The organism is Sphingomonas rosea (assembly GCF_039538065.1).
GTDB classification, from domain to species: domain Bacteria; phylum Pseudomonadota; class Alphaproteobacteria; order Sphingomonadales; family Sphingomonadaceae; genus Sphingomicrobium; species Sphingomicrobium rosea.
On the sequence record NZ_BAABBR010000001.1, the window covers coordinates 1976127 to 1997015 of the forward strand.

At 70.1% G+C, this 20889-nt stretch carries 14 protein-coding genes and 1 tRNA gene; 12 read left to right on the forward strand and 3 right to left on the reverse strand.

Annotated features, from left to right (window positions below):
• Positions 1-3: 3 nt before the first annotated feature.
• The 6 genes from ABD693_RS09775 (at position 4) to addB (ending at position 8313) form a co-directional block, all read left to right on the forward strand.
• Complete coding sequence (locus ABD693_RS09775; protein ID WP_344696875.1) at positions 4-741, forward strand: outer membrane protein; 738 nt, start codon at positions 4-6, stop codon at positions 739-741.
• A 139-nt stretch (positions 742-880) separates the two neighbouring features.
• A complete protein-coding gene (locus ABD693_RS09780) occupies positions 881-3211 on the forward strand; it encodes a sensor histidine kinase (RefSeq protein WP_344696876.1) in 2331 nt (776 codons plus the stop codon).
• A complete protein-coding gene (gene tsaE, locus ABD693_RS09785; RefSeq protein WP_344696877.1) occupies positions 3212-3661 on the forward strand; it encodes a tRNA (adenosine(37)-N6)-threonylcarbamoyltransferase complex ATPase subunit type 1 TsaE in 450 nt (149 codons plus the stop codon).
• Positions 3658-4656: an aminoglycoside phosphotransferase family protein gene (locus ABD693_RS09790; protein ID WP_344696878.1), complete on the forward strand. Its 999-nt coding sequence runs from the start codon at positions 3658-3660 to the stop codon at positions 4654-4656. Before tsaE ends, ABD693_RS09790 begins: the two co-directional genes overlap by 4 nt.
• Positions 4657-4721: 65 nt before the next feature.
• Positions 4722-5417 (forward strand): nucleotidyltransferase family protein, encoded by a 696-nt coding sequence (locus tag ABD693_RS09795; protein WP_344697613.1) that lies wholly within the window; start codon positions 4722-4724, stop codon positions 5415-5417.
• A complete protein-coding gene (addB, locus tag ABD693_RS09800) occupies positions 5404-8313 on the forward strand; it encodes a double-strand break repair protein AddB (RefSeq protein WP_344696879.1) in 2910 nt (969 codons plus the stop codon). Before ABD693_RS09795 ends, addB begins: the two co-directional genes overlap by 14 nt.
• Positions 8314-8316: 3 nt before the next feature.
• Here the strand turns inward: addB and ABD693_RS09805 are convergent, their stop codons facing one another.
• A complete protein-coding gene (locus tag ABD693_RS09805; protein WP_344696880.1) occupies positions 8317-8463 on the reverse strand; it encodes a hypothetical protein in 147 nt (48 codons plus the stop codon).
• 87 nt (positions 8464-8550) lie between these two features.
• On the opposite strand from ABD693_RS09805, the gene addA reads away from it, so the two are divergent.
• From addA to ABD693_RS09830, 5 genes are all read left to right on the forward strand, one after another.
• A complete protein-coding gene (gene addA, locus ABD693_RS09810) occupies positions 8551-11979 on the forward strand; it encodes a double-strand break repair helicase AddA (RefSeq protein WP_344696881.1) in 3429 nt (1142 codons plus the stop codon).
• Complete coding sequence (trxA, locus tag ABD693_RS09815) at positions 11976-12293, forward strand: thioredoxin TrxA (protein WP_344696882.1); 318 nt, start codon at positions 11976-11978, stop codon at positions 12291-12293. The genes addA and trxA overlap by 4 nt, the downstream gene beginning before the upstream one ends.
• Positions 12294-12428: 135 nt before the next feature.
• The gene (secA, locus tag ABD693_RS09820; protein ID WP_344696883.1) at positions 12429-15149 is read left to right on the forward strand and encodes a preprotein translocase subunit SecA; all 2721 of its coding nucleotides are present in this window, start codon (positions 12429-12431) and stop codon (positions 15147-15149) included.
• A gap of 9 nt (positions 15150-15158) precedes the next feature.
• Positions 15159-18287, forward strand: coding sequence for a bifunctional proline dehydrogenase/L-glutamate gamma-semialdehyde dehydrogenase PutA (gene putA, locus ABD693_RS09825; RefSeq protein ID WP_344696884.1), 3129 nt, complete (start codon positions 15159-15161; stop codon positions 18285-18287).
• Between the two features lie 69 nt (positions 18288-18356).
• A complete protein-coding gene (locus tag ABD693_RS09830; RefSeq protein WP_344696885.1) occupies positions 18357-18887 on the forward strand; it encodes a hemerythrin domain-containing protein in 531 nt (176 codons plus the stop codon).
• 59 nt (positions 18888-18946) lie between these two features.
• Here ABD693_RS09830 and ABD693_RS09835 read toward each other — a convergent pair.
• Both ABD693_RS09835 and ABD693_RS09840 read right to left on the reverse strand, forming a co-directional pair.
• Positions 18947-19021: transfer RNA gene (locus ABD693_RS09835), tRNA-Asn, on the reverse strand.
• Between the two features lie 103 nt (positions 19022-19124).
• Entirely contained in the window at positions 19125-19940 is an 816-nt protein-coding gene (locus ABD693_RS09840; protein WP_344696886.1) for an NAD kinase, read from the reverse strand.
• A 131-nt stretch (positions 19941-20071) separates the two neighbouring features.
• Between ABD693_RS09840 and ABD693_RS09845 the strand changes: the two genes are divergently transcribed.
• A complete protein-coding gene (locus ABD693_RS09845; protein WP_344696887.1) occupies positions 20072-20881 on the forward strand; it encodes an EAL domain-containing protein in 810 nt (269 codons plus the stop codon).
• The last annotated feature ends 8 nt before the right edge of the window (positions 20882-20889 follow it).

The window sequence follows — 20889 nt, forward strand, 5'->3', positions numbered from 1 at the left end:
TCCATGAAGAAGATTTGGGCAATCCTGCCGGTCGCGATCGCGACCGTCGCCACCCCGGCCTTCGCGCAGTCGACCTCGCCGTCGATCAATTTCCGCGCCGAAGTGCGCGGCGGCTATGACGAAGCCCGCACCAAGCTCGAGCTGTCGCAGACCGCCTCGACCCAACCGATCGTGCTGTCGCCGGCGACCGGCGCGCAGACCCGCCGCTTCAGCGCCAACGACATCAGCGTCGGCTTCGAAGCGGGCGTCGACGGCAAGATCGGCGAAGGCGCCGTGGTCGGCCTCTATGCCGGTCTCGACACCTCGAACGTCGACGAGTGCCGCACCAAGGTGTTCGGCACCACCTACGCCGACAAGGCCTGCACCAAGCTCGGCACCAGCTGGGACGCGGGCGTTCGCGCCGGCATCGCCACCGGTGACGGCGGCCTGATCTACGTGAAGGGCGGCTACACCAAGGGTCGTGTCCGCACGTCCTACACCAACCGCCCGTTCGCCGCGACGCCGACCACCCCGGCGATCCCCGCGACGCAGCTGTTCAGCGTCAGCGAGAACCTCGGCGGCTATCACGTCGGCGGCGGCTTCGAGCTCAACCTCGGCAAGACCATCTACGCCAAGGGCGAATATGTCCGCACCGTCTTCGACCGTGGCTACAAGAACGTGATCATCGCGCCGAACAACATCGACGTTCGCCGCAACCAGATCGTGTTCGGCCTCGGCATCCGCTTCGGCTCGGGTCTCTAAGCCAGGCGTCGACCGGGCCCCGCGCGGGTCCTGTCCGAATCAGCATGCAGCCGCCGGAGCGATCCGGCGGCTGTTTTGCTGTTGAGGCTGGAGAAATGCGAAGGAGGGCCTAAGGTCGGCGCGGCATGGGGCGGGCGTGGTGACCATTTTCAATCTTCGGCTCGAGATCGTCGCACTCGCACTCGCCGCCCTGTGGGTGCCGATCGCGGCCTTTCTCGCGTGGCGCGGGGCAAGCCAGTCGCGCCAGGCCCGCCAGCTCGCCGGCCACGCCAAGGCGATCGGCGCCCTGCTTGCCGCCGCCCCCAGCCGGCCCATGCTCATCACCCCCGACCGCGAAATCGACGCCGAGCCGGCGCTGCTGCGCGAACTCGGCAGCCCCGAGGCCCGCCACTTCGCCGACCTCGGCCATGCCGACGGCCTCGCGCCCGAAGACCTCGCCGCGCTCGACAGCGAACTCGCCGCCGCCGCGCTTGGGCCCGGCCGGATCGCGCGCACCGTGCGCGTCCAGTCGTCGGGCCGCCTGTTCGAAGTCCGCGGCGGCCCCGCACCGCCTCCATCGCCGCCGGGCTCGGTCCTGCTGTGGATCGCCGACTGCAGCACCGCCGAACACAGCCGCGCCGACACCGCCGCGCAGCTTGCCGCGACACAGCAGGCGCTGGGGTCGCTCACCCTCCTGATCGAGGCTGCGCCCTTCCCGATGTGGGTGCGCGGCGGCGACCTCAATCTCGCGCTCGTCAACCGTGCCTTCGTCACCGCGGTCGAGGCCGACAGCGCCGAGGAAGTCGTCGCGCGCGGGATCGAACTTGCCGATGGCGGTGCCGAGGGGGCGACACGCGCGCTCACCGACGGCGCGGCGATCGAGCGGGTCCGGCCCGCCACCATCCGCGGCGAGCGGCGGACGCTGCGCATCGTCGACGTGCCGCTCCCCAACGGCGCGGTCGCGGGCTATGCCACCGACATCCAGGAGCTGGAGAACGCCCGCGGCGAACTCGAACGCTATGTCGAGAGCCAGCGCGAACTGTCCGACCGGATGACCGCTGGCGCGGTCCAGTTCGACCCCGACCGCACCTTGTCCTTCTACAACCGGCCCTTTGCCATCCTCTCGCAGATCGAGCCCGACTGGCTCGACGACGCCCCCGAATTCGACCGCCTGCTCGAACGGATGCGCGAGAACCATCGCCTGCCCGAAGTCCGCGACTTCCCCGAATGGAAAGCCGAGCGGCGCGGCTGGTTTACCAGCGCCGAGGAAGTGCACGAGGAGGAGTGGATCCTCGCCAATGGCGATCACCTTCGCGTCGTCGGCCAGCCGCTGCCCGACGGCGGCCTTCGCCTGATCTTCGAGGACCGGACCGAGCAGGTCCGCCTGTCGAGCGCGCGCGACACGCTCTTGCGCGTCCGCACCGCCACCTTCGACAATCTGTTCGAGGGCGTCGCGGTGTTCGCGTCCGATGGCCGGCTCTATCTCTGGAACCGGCGCTTCGGCGACTTCTGGAACCTCGACGAGCAATGGCTGGCCGAGCATCCGCGGGTCGACGAGCTCGTTCCCGCCTTCGCCGGGCGCCTCGTCAATCCGACCGCCGCCGCGCGGCTGCGCGAACTGGTCCGCACCGCCACCACCGAGCGGCGCGGCGAGCAGGGTCGTCTCAGCCTCGCGGACGGTCGCCATTTCGCCTTCGCCGCCGTGCCGCTGCCCGACGGCAACGCGCTCTTCACCATGGTCGACGTCACCGACTCGAGCCGGATCGAAGCGGCGTTGCGCGAACGTGCCGAAGCGCTCGAACAGGCCGACCGCGTCCGCACCGACTTCGTCGCCAACATGAGCTACGAGTTGCGCACGCCTCTGACCTCGATCGGTGGCTTCGCCGAGATGCTCAACGACGGCTATGCGGGCGATCTCAGCGGCTCGGCCAAGGATTATGTCGCCGCCATTTTGGAATCAGTCTCGCGCCTGTCGCGGCTGATCGACAACGTCCTCGACCTCACCCAGGGCGCCAAGGGCGACGTCGTGCTCGAGCGCGAGCGGGTCGACCTTGCCGGACTCGTCCGCAGCGTCGCCGACGGGATGGAGCCCACGGCCAAGGCCAAGCGGCTGCGCTTCAAGGTCGTGATCGGCGAGGGGACCGGCTCGATCCAGGGCGACCACCGCCGGCTCCGCGAAAGCCTCGAGCATGTCCTGCGCAACGCCATCGCCTATACCGACAAGGGCGAAGTGCGGCTGGTGACGCGCGGCGATCCGGCCAACGCCGAAATCCTGATCAGCGACACCGGTCCCGGCCTCGCGCCCGAGCACCAGACCCGCGTGTTCGAACGCTTCACCCGCTTCGGCGAGAGCCGCGGCGAAGCGGCGCTCGGTCTCGGCCTCCCGCTCACTCGCCAGTTCGTCGAGGCGCATGGCGGCACCGTCCAGCTGTCGAGCACACCGGGGCAGGGGACGAGCGTCCTCATCACCCTGCCGCGGGGCAGCCGCTAGATGTGGCTCCTGACCGAGCCCGAGATGGCAGCGGCCGGGCGCGCGCTCGCGGCGGTCATGCGTCCCGGCGACGTCATCGCACTCGCCGGCCCCCTGGGCGCGGGCAAGACGACGCTGGTGCGCGGTCTTCTCGCGGCATTGGGGCACGAGGGCGACGTGCCTTCACCGACCTTCGCCATCGTCCAGCCCTATGAAGCGCTGCGCCTCCCGGTGCACCACGCCGACCTTTACCGCATCGAGGATACTGCCGAGCTCGAGGAGATCGGGCTCGACGACGTGCTGTTCGACGGCGCGCTGGTGGTCGAGTGGCCCGAGCACGCCGGACCCGGCGCATGGCCCCAGGCACTCCACCTGTCGCTCGAAGTCATGCCCGATGGCCGCCGTGCCTTGACTTGGGGGCTGCCAGAGACTTGGGAAGGGCGATGGCCGCCGCCGCTCCCAGCATCATGATTCCGCCGTCCTCCGCCGACGATTTCCTCGCCCGCGCCGGGTGGGGAGGGGCGGCGATCCGCCCGCTCGCCGGGGATGCGAGCTTCCGCCGCTACTTCCGCGTCCACCATGCCGAGCATGGCGCCGCCGTGCTGATGGACGCGCCCCCGCCGCACGAGGATCCGCGACCCTTCATCGCGGTCGCCGAATGGCTTTGCGGCCGCGGCTTCAGCGCGCCCGACATCCTCGCTCGCGACCTCGACGCGGGCCTGCTGCTGCTCGGCGATTTCGGCGACCAGCGCCTGCGCGAGACGCTCGACGAGGCCGCGCATCGCGAAAGCGATCTCTACGCCCTCGCTACCGATCTCCTGGTTGACCTCCACCGCCACCCGCCGATGGGGGGCCTGCCGCCGCACGGCCTTTCCGAATGGCTGGCCGAACTCGACCTGTTCCCCGACTGGTATGCGCCAGCCGTCGGGATCGAGGTCGATCGCGCATCCTACCGCGCCGCCTGGGAGGAGGTGCTCGCGCCCGTCGCCGCCGACGGCCTCGGCCCGGTCACCGTGCTGCGCGACTTCCACGCCGAGAACATCATGCTGGTCGCGGGCCGCGAGGGTATCTCGCACCTCGGCCTGCTCGACTTCCAGGACGCGCTTGCCGGCCACCCGGCCTATGACCTCGCCTCGGTCCTCGAGGACGCGCGCCGCGACGTCGATCCGTCCGTCGAGCGCGCGATGCTCGACCGCTACATCGCCGCGACCGGCCAGGGCGACGCCTTCGAGCGCGCCTATTGGGCTCTCGCCGCCCAGCGCAACACCCGCATCCTCGGCGTCTTCTGCCGCTTGTGGAAGCGCGACGCGAAGCCCGGCTACCGCCGCTTCCAGCCGCGCATGTGGGGTCTCCTCGAACGCGACCTTGCCGCGCCGGGCCTCGCGCCGGTGAAAGCCTGGTTCGACGTGAACGTACCGCAAGAAGCCCGCGCCGTGTCCTCCGTATGGTCGGGAGAGGTCGCGTGACCGCCCAGCAGCGCCGGGCCCTTCGAATCCGGCCCGACATCGCCGCGCCCGTGCCCCGCACCGCCATGGTCATGGCCGCGGGCCTCGGCAAGCGCATGCGGCCCCTGACCGCGACCCGGCCCAAGCCGCTCGTCGAGGTCGCGGGCAAGGCGCTCCTCGACCATGTCCTCGACCGGCTTCGCGCCGCGGGGATCGAGCGGGTGGTCGTCAACGTCCACTATCTCGCCGACAGCCTCGAGGCGCATCTTCACGCCCGCGTGAAGGATCTCGACGTCGCCATCTCGGACGAGCGCGACCAGCTCCTCGAGACCGGTGGCGGTCTCGTCCGCGCCCGTCCCCTGATCGACTGCGATCCCTTCATCGCGGTCAACAGCGACAATTTCTGGGTCGACGGCCCGACCGATGCGCTGAAGCTCCTCGCCAGCCAGTGGGACAGCGAGAAGATGGATTGCCTGCTGCTGCTCGTGCCGCTCGCGCGCGCCGGCAATCACAGCGGGGTGGGGGACTTCCACATGGACAGTGCCGGCCGCCTTCGCCGCCGCGCGTCGGGCCGGGTCGCACCCTTCGTCTTCACCGGCATCCAGATGGTGGCGCAGCGCCTGCTCGACGGCGCGCCCGAGGGGCCCTTCTCGACCAACATCTTGTGGGACAAGGCGATCGAGGAAGGCCGCTGCTTCGGCACGGTCCATCAGGGCCTGTGGTTCGACGTCGGCACCCCGGGCGCGATCCGCGCCACCGAGGAAGCGCTTGAGCGCGAGTGATCGCGCCCGCCCGTCGGTCTGGTCCATCCCGGCCGAGGCGAGCTTCGCGGACGCCCTCGCGATCGAGCTGGTCCGTCGCCACGCGGGCGATCCGCTGGCCCTCGCGCGCGGCCGGATCCTCCTTCCCAATGCCCGCGCTGTCCGCTCGGTCACCGAGGCCTTCGTCCGCGCGAGCGGCGCCGGGCTGCTGCTCCCCCGGCTGATCCCGATCGGCGATAGTGCGCTCGACGAGCGGGTCGGCGGGGCGCTCGATCCGGTTGGAGCCACGCCCGTCCCGCCCGCGATCGATCCGCTTACCCGCCATGCCGAGCTTGCGGTGCTGATCCAGGCCGAGGGCGGCCGCGGCACCGCCGAAAGCTGGCGCCTCGCGGGCGAGCTCGCCCGGACCCTCGACCAGCTGCTCGTCGAGGAGAAGAGCCCCGCCGACCTGGCCGCCCAGCTCGTCGAGAACGGCGACCTTGCCGCGCACCAGCAGCGCGCGCTGCGGCAATTGTCGGTCCTCCTCGACCGCTGGCCCGAGCGCCGCGCCGCGCTCGGGGGAATCGAACTCACCGAGCGCCGCAATCGGCTCCTAGAGGCGACCGCCCGGCGCTGGCGCGGCAATCCGCCGACGGGCTTCACCATCGCCGCCGGCATCACCACCGCCGCCCCCGCTGTCGCACGGCTCCTCGCGACCATCGCCGCCATGCCCGAGGGCGCGGTGGTCCTGCCCGGCCTCGCCGACGCGGCGCTCCTTCCCGACGAGCAATGGGAGGCGCTTGGCGGCGAGCGCGACGAGGATGGCCGGCCCGAGCCGACCCACCCGCAATATCATTTGAAGCTCCTGCTCGGACGGATGGGGATCGCCCGTGCCGAGGTGCAGCCCTGGCCTGCCGCCAGCGCCGCATCCGACGGCCCCGAGCGAAGCCGCGCCGCCGCCCAGGCGCTTACCGCCGCCTCCTTCAGCCACGGCTGGCGCAGCCTATCGCCCGAGGATCGCCGCCTCGGCAACGTCCAGCTCGCCATCCTTCCCGATCCCGCCGCCGAGGCGCAGGCGATCGCGCTCAAGCTCCGCGAGGCCCTCGAAACACCCGAGCGCACCGCCGCGCTCGTCACCCCCGACCGCCAGCTCGCGCGCCGCGTCGGGGAGCATCTGAAGCGCTGGGGGATCGAAGCCGACGACAGCGCCGGCACGCCGCTCGGCCTGACCCCGACCGGCACCTTCCTCCTCGCGCTGGCCCGCGCGGGGGCCGAACGTCTCGCCCCGGTCGCCTTGCTTTCTCTGCTCGGCCATCCGCTCGTCCGCTCGGCCGACGAGGATGCCCGCCAGTCGTGGCGCGACGACGTCCGCGCGCTCGACCTGGCGCTGCGCGGACCCCGGCCGCTCGCGGGCCTCACCGGCCTCGACCGCTTCTTCGCCGATCCCGACAAGCGCGGCGCCAAGGCGTGGGAGCGGGTGCGTCCCGCCGTGGCCGCGCTCGACACGCTGCTGGGCGAGCGCACCACGCTCGCCGGCCTCGCCACGGGCCTGCGCGAACTCGGCACCGCCTTGTGCGGGGACGCCTTGTGGAGCGGGCCCGCCGGCCGCGCCGCCGCCGACCTCCTCGCCGCGCTCGAGACCAGCGCCGGCACCGCGCGCCTGCCGGTCGGGCAGGACGATGCCGTGCCGCTGCTCCGCACGCTGTTCGACGAGACCGCGATCCGCCCCCCCTATGGCCAGCACCCGCGGGTCCGCATCCTCGGCCTCCTCGAGGCCCGACTGATCAAGACCGACCTCATGGTGCTGGCCGGGTTGAACGAGGGTAGCTGGCCCGCGCCGCCGAGTCCCGATCCGTGGCTCCCGGTCAAGGTTCGCCGCAAGCTCGGCCTGCCCGGACCCGAGCTTCGCATCGGCCTGTCCGCCCACGATTTCGCGAGCCTGCTCTGCGCGCCCACGGTGCTCCTGACCCGCGCCCGCCGCGACGGCCGCTCGCCGACCGTCAGTTCGCGCCTGCTGCTGCGGCTCGAAGCGCTGACCGGCGGGCTGCCGCGCGACCACCACCTCGAAGCCCTCGCCGCCGCGCTCGACGAGCCGCTGCGCGAAGTCCCGGCCGAGCGCCCGCGTCCCTCGCCGCCGGTCGCCCAGCGCCCGCGGACCATCCGGGTCACCGACCTCGATCGCCTCAAGGCCGACCCTTATTCCTTCTACGCCAAGGCGATGCTCGGCTTGCGCGCGCTCGATCCGCTCAACGCCGAGCAGGACGCCGCGTGGAAGGGGACCACCGTCCACCGCCTGTTCGAACTGTGGTTCGGCGAGGACCAGTGCGCACCCGCGCAGCTCCTGCCGCGCGCCCGTGAACTCCTTGCCACCGACGACATCCACCCGCTGATGCGCGCGCTGTGGGGTCCGCGCCTCCTCGCCGCGATCGAGCGCTTCGCCGAGTTCGAGACCGCCAACCAGGCCGAGGGCCGCCGGCCCTCCGGCGCCGAGGTCGATGGCGAGGCCCTCGTCGCGGGCGTCAAGCTGAAGGGCCGCGCCGACCGGATCGACCGGCTCGCCGACGGCAGCCTCGCCGTGCTCGACTTCAAGACCGGCAAGCCGCCCGCCAAAAAGCAGGTCGAGGCGGGCTTCGCGCTGCAACTCGGCCTCCTCGGCCTGATCGCGGAAGCCGGCGGCTTCGGCGACCTCAAGGGCGCGCCGGGCCTCTACGAATATTGGAGCCTCGCCAAGGAGGACCGGAGCGACGCGCGCGGCTACGTCCAGACCGTCGGCACCGCCGACGCGCTTCTTGCGCAGGCCCGCGCCGACTTCACCGCCGCGGCCGAGCGCTGGCTCACTGGCTCGTCGCCCTTCACCGCCAAGCTCCAGCCGCGCTTCGCCAAATATGGCGATTACGACCAGCTGATGCGGCTCGAGGAGTGGCTCGGCCGGAGCTGAGCCTTACTTCTTCTTCTTGGGCTTGCCCGAGCGGGCATAGAGCAGCGCCGCGACGATCGCCGCCGAGCCGATCCCGACCGCCATCCCGGCCTTGAAGTTGCGGCCCTCGGTTTCCTTTTCGCTGCCGCTCTTCTTGGCGTCCTCGGCCATTGCTCACTCCCGTCGAATAACTGATGCGTCGCGCGCCTCATAAACGCATGGCGCGGCCAAGCGGAAGCGTTATGACGAGCCGGCAGCATGTCGCGTGTCCTCTCCCTCAAGCCGCTCGATGCCGACCAGGCCGCCGCCGCGGACCCGTTCATCCATGCCGCGCTTTCGGCCAGCGCCGGCACCGGCAAGACGCAGGTCCTGACCGCGCGGGTACTGCGCCTGCTGCTCGAGGGCGCCGCGCCCGAATCGATCCTCTGCCTCACCTTCACCAAGGCCGCCGCCGCCGAAATGGCCGAGCGGGTGGGGGGCCGCCTCGCGCATTGGGTGGGGCTGCAGGAAGCGGCGCTTGACGAGGAACTGCGCGCGCTCGGCCTCGATCCCGACGATGCCGCCCGCGCGCGGGCCCGGCGCCTGTTCGCGACCGTGCTCGATTGCCCCGGCGGGCTGCGCATCCAGACCATTCACAGCTTCTGCCAGACCCTGCTCGGCGCCTTCCCGGCCGAGGCGGGGATCACGCCCGGCTTCCGCCCAATCGAGGGCCGCGAGGAACAGGCGCTGGTCGAGCGCACGCTCGCCACTCTGGCCGAGCAATCGGACTCGGGCGACCGCGCCTTCCTCGCCGACCTCGAGGTGATCGCCGCCCGGCTCGGCGAGGAGGACGTGCGCAAGTATCTTCGACGCTGTGCCTCCTCGGTCGAGGGCATGGCGCTGTTTCCCGAGCTTGGCGACGTCGCGTCGATCCTCCGCAAGGCCGTCGGCCTCGAGGAGCGCAGCGCCGCCGAGATCGTCGCCGAGCGCTGCCACGACAGCCGCTTCGACTGCGAACTCATGTCCGCCGTCGCCGAGGCCTTCCGCGGCTGGAACACCAAGACCGGGCGCGACAAGGCCGCCGCGGTCGACGCCTGGCTCGCCCGCTCGCCCGAAGAGCGCTGCGCGACGCTCGGTGACTTCGCGTCGGCCGTCCTCTTCACCAAGTCGGGCGAGCGCCGGAAGGTCGAGAGCGGGGTGCTCAAGATTCGCCCCGAAACGCAGGAGCATTGCGACCGCCTCGCCGAGGCCGTCGCCGAACTGTTGCAGATGCTCGCCGCCGAAGAGCTTGTGCCACTCCTAGCCGCAGGGCTCCGCGCCGGTCGCCGCTTCGCCGACGCTTATGCCGCAGCCAAGCTTGCCGAGGGTGTCGCCGATTTCGACGACCTCATCCGCTGGTCGCGCAATCTCCTCGAGCAGCCCGGCATCGCCGAGTGGATCCGCTTCAAGCTCGACCGCCGGACCGACCACCTGCTGGTCGACGAGGCGCAGGATACCAACGCCGCGCAATGGGCGATCGTCCGCGCGCTGGTCGAGGAATATTGGGGCGGGGAGGGGGCCGGCCCCGAGCATCGTACCCTGTTCATGGTCGGCGACTTCAAGCAGGCGATCTACGGCTTCCAGGGGACCGACCCGGCCGAGTTCGAGCGCGCCCGCGCCGACTTCGAGCAGCGCGCTAGGAGCAGCCGTTTCCCCTTCCGCAACCTCTCGATCAGCAAGAGCTTCCGCTCGGCCCAGGCGGTGCTCGACGTCGTCGACTGGGTGCTCGGCGATCTCGGCCACGAACGCGTCGGCCTGCCCGAGCCGAGCAAGCCGCATCGCGCCTTCCACGCCGCGCGTCCCGGCACGGTCGAAGTCTGGCCGCCGTTCAGCGATGCGCCCGACGAAAGCGCCGACAACGACAATGACGAGGAGAGCTGGGAGGACGAGACCAAGCGCCGCTACGCCAGCCAGCTCGCCGACTGGATCGCCGCCGAGCTGGAGCGCGCGCCGGTGCTCGCCTCGACCGGCCGGCCGCTCACCGCCGGCGACATCCTCGTCCTCGTCCGCAGCCGGTCGAGCGGGCCCGCCGCCCTGCTTGTCGCGCGCCTGTTCGAGCGCAAGGTGCCGACCGCCGGCCTCGACCGGCTGATCCTTGCCGAGCCGCTCGCGGTGCAGGACCTGCTTGCCGCGATCCGGTTCGCGGTCCAGCCGCTCGACGATCTGAACCTCGCCTCGCTTCTCGTCTCGCCGCTGATCGGCTGGAGCCAGGACGATCTCTACGCGCTCGCCGGGGGCGAACGGCGCCGCAAGCTGTGGGAAGAACTCGGCCACCGCGCCGACGAGGCCCCGTTGTTCCGCGCCGCCCGCGACGCCTTGGGCGCGCTCCTCGGCATGGCCGATTATGCCGGCCCCCACGCCTTCCTCGAGACGATCCTCTCGGGTCCCCTCGACGGCCGCCGCAAGTTGCTCGGCCGGCTTGGCCGCTCGGCGCGCGACCCGATCAACGAGCTGGTCGCCGCCGCCATCCAGTTCGAAGCCGCCGAGACCGTTTCGCTCCAGCAATTCCTCGCCTGGCTGTCACAGGGCGATTTCGAATTGAAGCGCGATCCCGAGGGCCGCGCCGACGCGGTCCGGATCATGACCGTGCACGGCGCCAAGGGGCTCGAGGCCCCGCTCGTCATCCTCGCCGACGCGACGGTCAATCCCAAGGACCTCGGCGGGATCAGCCCCTCGCTCGACGTGCCGCGCCCCGACGGCCGCTTCCCCGTGCTCCGCCCGCGCAAGAGCGAACTCGTCCCCCCGTTCGATGCGATCGACGCGGCCGAGAAGCAGCGCGAGCTCGAGGAGCATTTCCGATTGCTCTACGTCGCGCTCACGCGGGCCGGCGAGCGGCTGATCGTCGCGGGGATCGAGCCGTCGAAACAACTCTCGACCGACAGCTGGCACCATGTCGTGAGCCAGGCGATGGCGGGGCAGGGGATTGCCCCCGACGAGCATGGGATCCTGCGCTACAGCGCCGGCGATGCGGTGACGCCGGTCGCCGACGAGGCCGACGTCGCCGCCGCCGCGGTGACCGTTCCGGCCTGGGCGAGGGCCCCCGCGCCGACCGAAGCGCGACCGCCGCGCCCGCTGTCGCCCTCGCAGCTCGTCGCCGACACCGACAGTCGCCCGCCGCCGACCCCCGAACTCGCCGCCGCCGCCGAGCGCGGCAAGCTCCTCCACGCGCTGTTCGAACGCCTCCCCGCGACCCCGCCCTCCGAACGCCGCCAGGCCGCGCTCGCCTGGCTCGAGACCGTCGGCGGAATCGCCGATTTCGCCCGCCGGACCGAACTCGTCGATGCGGTGCTGGCCGTGATCGAGGACCCGGCGCACGCCGGGCTGTTCGCGCCCGATGCGCTCGCCGAAGCGCCGATCGCCGCGACGCTTCCCGATGGCACCGTCGTCGTCGGCACCGTCGACCGCCTGCTGGTCACGTCCGAGGCAGTCCGCGTGGTCGACTTCAAGACCGGCCGCCGCGTCCCGCGCAGCGCGTCCGCCATTCCCGACAGCCACCGCCGCCAGATGCAGGCCTATGGCCGGGCGCTCTCCGTCATCTTCCCCGCTCGCCGTATCGAATTGGCACTGCTCTACAGCGAGGCGCCGGCGCTGTTCGCGGTGGCGCTTGAGGATGTCGGGTCGCCGACCCATATGAGCGGAAACCCGAATCAGGAGAGTTTCGTCCCATGACCAAGACCGTCACCGACCAGAGCTTCGCCACCGACGTCCTCGGCGCCGACAAGCCCGTGCTGGTGGATTTCTGGGCGGAGTGGTGCGGCCCCTGCAAGATGATCGCCCCGGCGCTCGAGGAACTGTCGCAGACCCACGCCGACAAGGTCACCATCGCCAAGCTCAATATCGACGAGAACCCCGATACGCCCGGCAAGTATGGCGTTCGCGGAATTCCGACCATGCTGCTGTTCAAGAACGGCGAGCCGGTCGCGCAGAAGGTCGGCGCGCTTCCCAAGAGCCAGCTCGCCGCCTGGCTTGAAGGCGTCCTCTAGGGCTTCTTGCCGGCACCCGGCCGGGGTGGGATCGGTCGTTGACTGTCCCCACCCCCAACCCTACATCGCCCGGCACTTGAAAACGCTCGCGCGCGGGCGTGTGAACCCTTGCCCTCGCGCCCCAAAGGAAGTCTGATGCTGCAATCGCTGGCCAAGTCGCTGTTCGGCTCGAGCAACGACCGGTACGTCGCCAAGCTCCGCAAGATCGTGGAGCAGATCAACGCGCACGAGCCGACGATTTCGGCGCTCACCGACGCCGAGCTGCAGAACCAGACGGTCATCTTCCGCCAGCGCCTCGCCAACGGCACCAGCCTCGACGACCTGCTCCCCGAAGCCTTCGCCACCGTCCGCGAAGCAGCCAAGCGCACGCTCGGCCAGCGCCATTATGACGTGCAGATGATCGGCGGCATCGCGCTCCACCGCGGCGAGATCGCCGAGATGCGCACCGGCGAGGGCAAGACCCTCGTCGCGACGCTCGCGACCTACCTGAACGCGCTTCCGGGCAAGGGCGTCCACGTCGTCACCGTCAACGACTATCTCGCCCGCCGCGACGCCGAGTGGATGGGGCAGGTCCACAATTTCCTCGGCCTGACCGTGGGCGTGATCGTGCCCAACCTCAACGAGGACGAGCGCCGCGCGGCCTATAATGCCGACATTACTTACGCGACCAACAACGAGCTCGGCTTCGACTATCTGCGCGACAACATGAAATATTCGCGCGACCAGATGGTCCAGCGGCCGTTCTGGCACGCCATCGTCGACGAGGTGGACTCGATCCTGATCGACGAAGCCCGCACCCCGCTGATCATCTCGGGCCCGACCGACGACAAGAGCGACCTCTACATCAAGGTCGATGCGCTGGTGAAGCAACTCGTCGAGGGCGACTACGAGAAGGACGAGAAGCAGCGCAGCGTCGTCCTCACCGAGGAGGGCACCGAAAAGGCCGAGCGCCTGCTCGAGGAAGCCGGCCTGATCGAAGGCGCCAACCTCTACGACATCGCCAACACGCAGGTGGTCCACCACCTCAACCAGGCGCTCAAGGCGAACACCATGTTCCGCCGCGACATCGACTATATCGTCAAGGACGAGAAGGTCGTCATCATCGACGAATTCACCGGCCGCATGATGGACGGACGGCGCTGGTCGGACGGCCTCCACCAGGCGGTCGAGGCCAAGGAAGGCGTCCAGATCGAGCCCGAGAACCAGACGCTCGCCTCGATCACCTTCCAGAACTATTTCCGCATGTATCCCAAGCTTTCGGGCATGACCGGAACCGCGCTCACCGAAGCGCCCGAATTCTTCGACATCTACAAGATGAACGTCGTCTCGATCCCGACCCACGTCGACGTCAAGCGGATCGACGAAGAGGACGAATTCTACAAGAACATCAACGACAAGTTCGCCGCGATCGCCAAGGAGATCAAGAAGCGGCAGGAGATGGGCCAGCCCGTCCTCGTCGGCACCGTCTCGATCGAGAAGAGCGAGCTGCTCGGCGAATTCCTCGAAAAGGAAGGCATCCGCCACTCGGTCTTGAACGCCCGCTTCCACGAGCAGGAAGCCCACCTCGTGGCGCAGGCCGGGCGCATCGGCGCGGTCACCATCGCCACCAACATGGCCGGCCGCGGCACCGACATCCAATTGGGTGGCAACGTCGAGTTCCGTGTTGGCGACGAGCTCGCCGACATGCCCGAGGGCCCCGAGCGCGACGCCGCGATCGAGCGCATCCGGCAGGAAGTCCAGGCCGAGCGCGAGCAGGTGCGCACCAATGGCGGGCTGTTCGTCCTTGGCACCGAGCGCCACGAGAGCCGCCGCATCGACAACCAGCTCCGCGGCCGTTCGGGCCGCCAGGGCGATCCCGGCCTGTCGCGCTTCTACCTCAGCCTCGACGACGACCTGCTGCGCATCTTCGGCCCGCAGACCGCCTTCGCCCGACTGATGGAGAAGAACCTCGAGGACGGCGAGGCGATCGTCTCCCCGTGGATCTCGAAGGCGATCGAGACCGCGCAGAAGAAGGTCGAGGCGCGCAACTACGACATCCGCAAGCAGGTCGTCGAATTCGACGACGTGATGAACGACCAGCGCAAGGTCATCTACGAGCAGCGCGCCGAGATCATGGATTCGGCGCACGTCAGCGACGTCGTCACCGACATGCGGGCCGACACGGTCGAGAGCCTCGTCAACGCGCACTGCCCGCCGGGCACCTATCCCGAGCAGTGGGACATCCCCGGCTTCAAGGAGAGCCTCGACGAGGTGCTCGGGCTCCAGCCGCCGGTCGATGACTGGCTCAAGGAAGAGGCGATCGACCAGGAGCTGATGATCGAACGCATCAGCACCGAGGCCAACGAGATCATGGTCGCCAAGACCAGCGAGGTCGATCCCGACCGCTGGCAGGAGATCGAGAAGACCATCCTCATCCAGACGCTCGACCATCACTGGAAGGAGCATCTGGCGACGCTCGACGCACTGCGCCAGGTCATCCACCTGCGCTCCTACGCGCAGAAGAAGCCGATCGACGAATATAAGCAGGAAGCCTTTGCTTTGTTCGAGCGGCTGCTGGTCGCGATCCGCGAGGACGTGACCAAGACGCTGATGCGTGCGCAGGTCGCGCTCGAGCCGCCGCCGCTGCCCGAGCTTCCGGCCTTCCTGACGCAGCACCTCGATCCGCTGTCGGGCTTCGACGACACGATGGACCTCGACGCCGCCGCACGCGGGCTGATCGCCGGCGACGGCCAGGCGCTCAACATCCCGCAGCCCGACCTTCCCGAGGGCGCGCTCGCCCAGCCGATCAACCGCAACGCGCCGTGCCCGTGCGGGTCGGGCAAGAAGTTCAAGCATTGCCACGGGCAGCTGGCCTGAGGCGCTGACATGAACATCTCCGCGCCGGTCCGTGCCGCCCAGCTCGATCGTTCGGCCGTGCGCCGCGACTACCGCCGCGACGAGGAGCAGGTGGTCGCCGAGCGCCTCGTCCAGGCGAAACTCGGCCCGGCGCTCGAACGCGAGGCCGAGGCGATCGCCCGCGCGCTGGTCGGGCATGTCCGCGGCGCCAAGCCCGCCGGCCTCGACGCGTTCATGCACGCCTACGACCTCGGCTCGGACGAGGGCATCGCGCTCATGTGCCTCGCCGAGGCGCTGCTGCGCATCCCCGACGCGGGGACCCAGGACGAGCTCATCCGCGACAAATTGTCGGGCCCCGACTGGTCCGAGAAGCTCGGTGACAGCGCGTCGCCCTTCGTCAACGCCGCGACCTTCTCGCTCCTCCTGACCGGGAAGGTGCTCGACGCCGCCGACGACCGCACCTCGAGCTGGAAGGCCGCATTGGGTCGCGCCGTTGGCCGCCTCGGCGAGCCCGTCATCCGCACCGCGGTCGGCCAGGCGATGAAGATCCTCGGCGGCCAGTTCGTCTTCGGCCGGACGATCGACGAAGCGCTCTCCCGCGCCGCGCCCGAACGCAAGAAGGGGCTGAGCCACAGCTTCGACATGCTCGGCGAAGCCGCCCGCACCATGGCCGACGCCGACCGCTATGCGGACGCCTATCGCGGCGCGATCGCGCGCATCGCCCGCGAAGCCGGCGAAGGCGTCGTCCGCTCGCCCGGCATCTCGGTCAAATTGTCCGCGCTGCACCCCCGCTACGAGGCGCTCCACGCCGAGGAAGCCAAGGCGGTCATCATTCCCGTGCTGCGCGAACTCGCCGCGCAGGCGAGCGCCGCCAACGTCCATCTCACCATCGACGCCGAGGAATCGGACCGCCTCGAACTGCAGATGGACTGCCTCGAGGCACTGATCACCGACGACGCGCTGTTCGCGAACGGCTGGACCGGTCTCGGAATCGCGCTCCAGGCCTATGCCAAGCGCGCGCGCCCGGTGGCCGAATGGGTCGTCGAACTCGCCCGCGCGCACCGCCGCAAGCTGATGGTCCGCCTCGTCAAGGGCGCCTACTGGGACAGCGAGATCAAGGTCGCGCAGGTCGGCGGCTATGACGATTATCCGGTCTTCACCCGCAAGGTCGCGACCGACGTCTCCTACCTCGCCTGCGCCCGGGTCCTTCTCGGCGCATCCGACGCCATCTACGCCGCCTTCGCCACCCACAACGCCACCACCATCGGCGCGATCAAGGCGCTCGCGGGCTCGACCCCGTTCGAGTTCCAGCGCCTCCACGGCATGGGCGAGGAACTCTACGAGGGCCTGGTCAAGCTCGAGAAGCAGATGGGCCAGCCGCAGACCCCGGTCCGCATCTATGCGCCGGTCGGCAGCCACAAGGAGCTGCTCGCCTATCTCGTCCGCCGCCTGCTCGAGAACGGCGCCAACAGCTCGTTCGTCAACCGCATCGCCGATGCCGAGGTGCAGGTCGGCGACCTCATCCGCGATCCGGTCGCGCAGCTGGAAGCCATGCAGCCGCGCCGCAATCCGGCGATTCCCTGCCCGGGCGAGATGTTCGGCTCGGCCCGCCGCAACAGCTCGGGCTGCGATCTGACCGACCCCACCATCCTCGAACCCTTGCTCGGCCGCCTCTCGGTGCTCGAGACGAAGCGCTGGACGGCAGGGCAGGGGACCGGCCCGCGCACCGCCGTCACCTCGCCCTTCAACCACGACCTCGTCGTCGGCGAGGCGATCGAGGCGACGACCGCCGACATCGACGCCATGCTCCGCCGCGCCGCGGCCGCGCAGCAGGGCTGGGACTTGGCTGGCGGTGAGGCCCGCGCCCGCCTCCTCGACCGCACCGCCGACCTGTTCGAGGAGCGCCGCGAGGACTTCTATTCGCTCTGCATCCGCGAGGCCGGCAAGGCGCTTCCCGACGCCATCCTCGAAGTCCGCGAAGCCGTCGATTTCCTCCGCTATTACGCCGCCGAGGCGCGCCGCCTGTTCACGGGCGCGCACCGGCTTCCGGGACCGACGGGCGAGACCAATGAGCTTCGCCTCCACGGCCGCGGGGTCTGGACCTGCATCTCGCCGTGGAACTTCCCGTTGGCGATCTTCACCGGCCCCGTCGCCGCCGCGCTCGCCGCCGGCAACACCGCGATCGCCAAGCCTGCCGAGCAGACACCGCTGATCGGCGCCCTCGCCATTCGCCTCATGCACGAGGCCGGCATCCCCGAGGATGTCGTCCACCTCGCGGTCGGCGACGGCAAGGTCGGCGCGGCCTTGACCGCCCATCCGCTGACCGCCGGCGTCGCCTTCACCGGCTCGACCGCGGTCGCCAAGGCGATCAACCGCACGCTCGCGGAGCGCGACGGCCCGATCGTCCCCCTGATCGCGGAGACCGGCGGGCAGAACGCCATGATCGTCGACAGCTCGGCGCTGCCCGAGCAGGTCACCCGCGACGTCGTCGCCAGCGCCTTCCAGTCGGCCGGCCAGCGCTGCTCTGCGCTCCGCGTCCTGTTCGTCCAGGAAGACGTCGCCGACACGATGGTGACGATGATCAAGGGCGCGATGGAAGCGCTCACCATCGGCGATCCGCGCGTTCCCACCACCGACGTCGGCCCGGTGATCGACGCCGACGCCAAGGCCAGCCTCGACGCCCATGTCGCCGAGATGCGCGCCGCCGGCCAGGTCGCCGCCACGCTTGCCCTTCCCGCCGGCTCCGAAAAGGGCAGCTTCGTCGCCCCCGTCATCGCCGAGCTGCCCGACCTGTCGGCGCTGACCGACGAGCATTTCGGTCCCATCCTCCACGTCATCCGCTGGAAGGCGGGCGAGCTCGGTAAGGTCATCGACCAGGTCAACGCGACCGGTTACGGCCTGACGCTCGGCCTCCAGAGCCGGATCGACACCGTCCATGCCGAGGTCCAGGCGAGGGCGCGCGTCGGCAACCTCTACGTCAACCGCAACCAGATCGGCGCGGTGGTCGAAAGCCAGCCCTTCGGCGGCGAGGGGCTGTCGGGCACCGGCCCCAAGGCCGGCGGTCCGCACTATGTCGCGCGCTTCGCGACCGAGCGCGTGACCTGCGTCGACACCACGGCCGCGGGCGGCAATGCGACTTTGATGGCGGCGATCGACTAGGTCTCAAGTCCAGCCTGAACAAAGCGCGCGGGGCGGGCGTTCATCCGGAAACGTTCCGGAGCCTAAACCATGGACATTACCGACCTCGTTCTCGACCAGCACCAGGAGCAGCGCCGCCTGTTCGGGCTTCTCCAGCAGATGCGCGGCGCCAAGCCCGACGAACTCAGCGCCGTCTGGAATTCCTTGAAGGGCCTCCTCGACGCCCATGCCGAGGCCGAGGAGCGCTTCCTCTATCCGCGCCTGCTCGAGGTGGGCGAGGGCGAGGCCGACGCCGACAGCGCGAAGGACGAGACCAAGGACGCGATCGAGGACCACAACGAGATCCGCGACGCGGGCGAGGCGGTCGACAAGGAGAAGGTCGGCTCGGACAAGTGGTTCGAAGCGGTGACCAAGGCCGACGAGGAGAACAGCAAGCACCTCGCCGAGGAAGAGCGCCAGGGCCTCGCCGATTTTCGCGAACATGCCTCGCTCGACGAGCGCCACGCGCTCGGCATCCAGTTCATCGCCTATGTCAGCAAGCATCGCCACGACGCCAAGGCGGTGGACAAGGATCCCGACGCTTATGTGAAGGATCCCGAAGCCGAACTCGCCAAGGCCTGAAGGCCGGACAGATCGGGGCCGCGGCAATCAGCCCGCGGCGTCGATCCGGCGATGAAAGATGGCTCCCCGAGTTGGATTCGAACCAACGACCAAGTGATTAACAGTCACCTACTCTACCGCTGAGCTATCGGGGAACGATTGCTTGGGCGAGCGGGCCTATGGCGCAGGGGTGGGGGCTTTGCAAGGCTGTTTGTGCACTGGCGAAGGCCGAAGCGCGTTTCTTTTTGCCGCGCGCCTTCAGGTCGCGAACTGTTCGGCGGCGATGCGCTCGTCGAGCGCCTGGTCGGGATCGAACAGCAAGGTGAGCGGCCGCGCCCGGTCGAGGCTCACCTCGACCGACTTGACGTCGCGCACCTCGAACTGGTCGGCCACCGCCGCCACCAGCCGGTCGGTCGGCTCCATCACGTTGAACGTGACCCGCGTCTCGTCGGGGAGGATCGCGCCCGCCCAGCGCCGCGGCCGGAACGGCGCGATCGGGGTCAAGGCGAGGAGATTGGCCGACAAGGGCAGGATCGGTCCCCGCGCCGAGAAATTATAGGCGGTCGACCCCGCGGGCGTTGCCACCAGCACCCCGTCGGCGACCAGTTCGGGCAGCACCACGCGCCCGTTTACCAGCACTTCGATCTTCGCTGCCTGCCGGGTCTCGCGCAGCAGCGACACCTCGTTGATCGCGGCATGGGTCCATTCGTCGCCATGGATCGTCTCGGCGCGCATCGTCAGCGGCGCGACCTCGATCCGGCGCGCGTTCGCGATCCGCTCGCCGAGGCAGTCGAGCCGCCACTCGTTCATCAGGAAGCCGACCGTGCCGCGGTTGATCCCGAACACCGGGATCGCCTCGCCGCCGTCGAGCATCTGGTGCAGCGTGTGGAGCATGAACCCGTCGCCGCCGAGCGCGACCAGGATCCGCGCCTGCCGCTCGTCGGCGAAATGATAGCGCCGGCGCAGCATCGCCGCCGCCGCCTGCGCCGCCTCGCCATGGCTCGCGACGAGCGCGATCCCCTCGGCGGCAAGGTCCTGGCGGGTCGTCGCGCCCTTGGGCAGGTCCGCGTTCAACGAAAGTCCTTCCACCTAAAGCGCGTCATGGCGAGCATAACGGCTGACCGGCCCCCTCGCTACCGTCCCGTTTCGGGCCACGGGGGAGCAGCCGGCTGCGTCCTGTGCTATGCGAGGCTATGAAGCCGCCCATGGAGCGTAACGCCATCAGCATCGCCCGGCGGGCCAGCGACCTTCCGCCGACCCCGGCGCCGATGCCGCGGCGGGACAAGGCGCTCCTCGAACTGCTCACCGCCGACCGGATCGCGCTCGCCTTCCAGCCGCAGTGGAGCGTCGCCACCGGCAAGGTCGTCGGTGTCGAGGCGCTCGCCCGTGCGCCCGAGGGGCTCGCTCCCGAGGACCTCTTCGCCCGCGCCGCCGCCGCCAACCTGTCCGAGCGCCTGTCGCGCTCGGTCCAGCGCAAGGCGCTCCAGGCGGCCGCCGGCTGGACCGGGGCGATGGCGAGCCTGCGCCTGTCGCTCAACCTCCTGCCCGAGGATCTCGCGCGGCCCGGCTACGAACGCTGGCTCCTCGACGAGATCGCCGCCGCCGGCTTGCAACCCGAACGCATCACCGCCGAGATCACCGAAAGCTCGCTCATCGCCGATCCGGTTGCCGCCGCCGCGCGGCTCGCCTGCCTGCGCGCCGCCGGGGTCCGCATCGCGGTCGACGATTTCGGCACCGGCTATGCCAGCCTCGCCTGGCTGACGACCCTCCCGCTCGACCTCATCAAGATCGACCGCGGCCTCATTCTCGACCTCGTCGGCGGCCGCCGCGCGCAGATCGTGGTCAAGGCCCTGATCGCGCTCGCCCGCGAACTCGAACTCAAGGTCGTGGTCGAGGGGGTCGAGGAGGAAGAGCAGCTCGCGCTCCTGCGCGACTGGGGCTGCGATTACTATCAGGGCTTCCTCGGCGCCAAGGCGATGGGCGAGGAGGAACTGGCGGGCTTCCTTACCGCGTGACACAAGGG

Bases quoted from the DNA above. Each gene is read 5' to 3' on its own strand.
- ABD693_RS09775 (WP_344696875.1), top strand. From the start codon at position 4: ATGAAGAAGATTTGGGCAATCCTGCCGGTCGCGATCGCGACCGTCGCC.
- tsaE (WP_344696877.1), top strand. From the start codon at position 3,212: ATGTGGCTCCTGACCGAGCCCGAGATGGCAGCGGCCGGGCGCGCGCTC.
- ABD693_RS09790 (WP_344696878.1), top strand. From the start codon at position 3,658: ATGATTCCGCCGTCCTCCGCCGACGATTTCCTCGCCCGCGCCGGGTGG.
- ABD693_RS09795 (WP_344697613.1), top strand. From the start codon at position 4,722: ATGGTCATGGCCGCGGGCCTCGGCAAGCGCATGCGGCCCCTGACCGCG.
- ABD693_RS09805 (WP_344696880.1), bottom strand. From the start codon at position 8,463: ATGGCCGAGGACGCCAAGAAGAGCGGCAGCGAAAAGGAAACCGAGGGC.
- addA (WP_344696881.1), top strand. From the start codon at position 8,551: ATGTCGCGTGTCCTCTCCCTCAAGCCGCTCGATGCCGACCAGGCCGCC.
- trxA (WP_344696882.1), top strand. From the start codon at position 11,976: ATGACCAAGACCGTCACCGACCAGAGCTTCGCCACCGACGTCCTCGGC.
- secA (WP_344696883.1), top strand. From the start codon at position 12,429: ATGCTGCAATCGCTGGCCAAGTCGCTGTTCGGCTCGAGCAACGACCGG.
- putA (WP_344696884.1), top strand. From the start codon at position 15,159: ATGAACATCTCCGCGCCGGTCCGTGCCGCCCAGCTCGATCGTTCGGCC.
- ABD693_RS09830 (WP_344696885.1), top strand. From the start codon at position 18,357: ATGGACATTACCGACCTCGTTCTCGACCAGCACCAGGAGCAGCGCCGC.
- ABD693_RS09845 (WP_344696887.1), top strand. From the start codon at position 20,072: ATGGAGCGTAACGCCATCAGCATCGCCCGGCGGGCCAGCGACCTTCCG.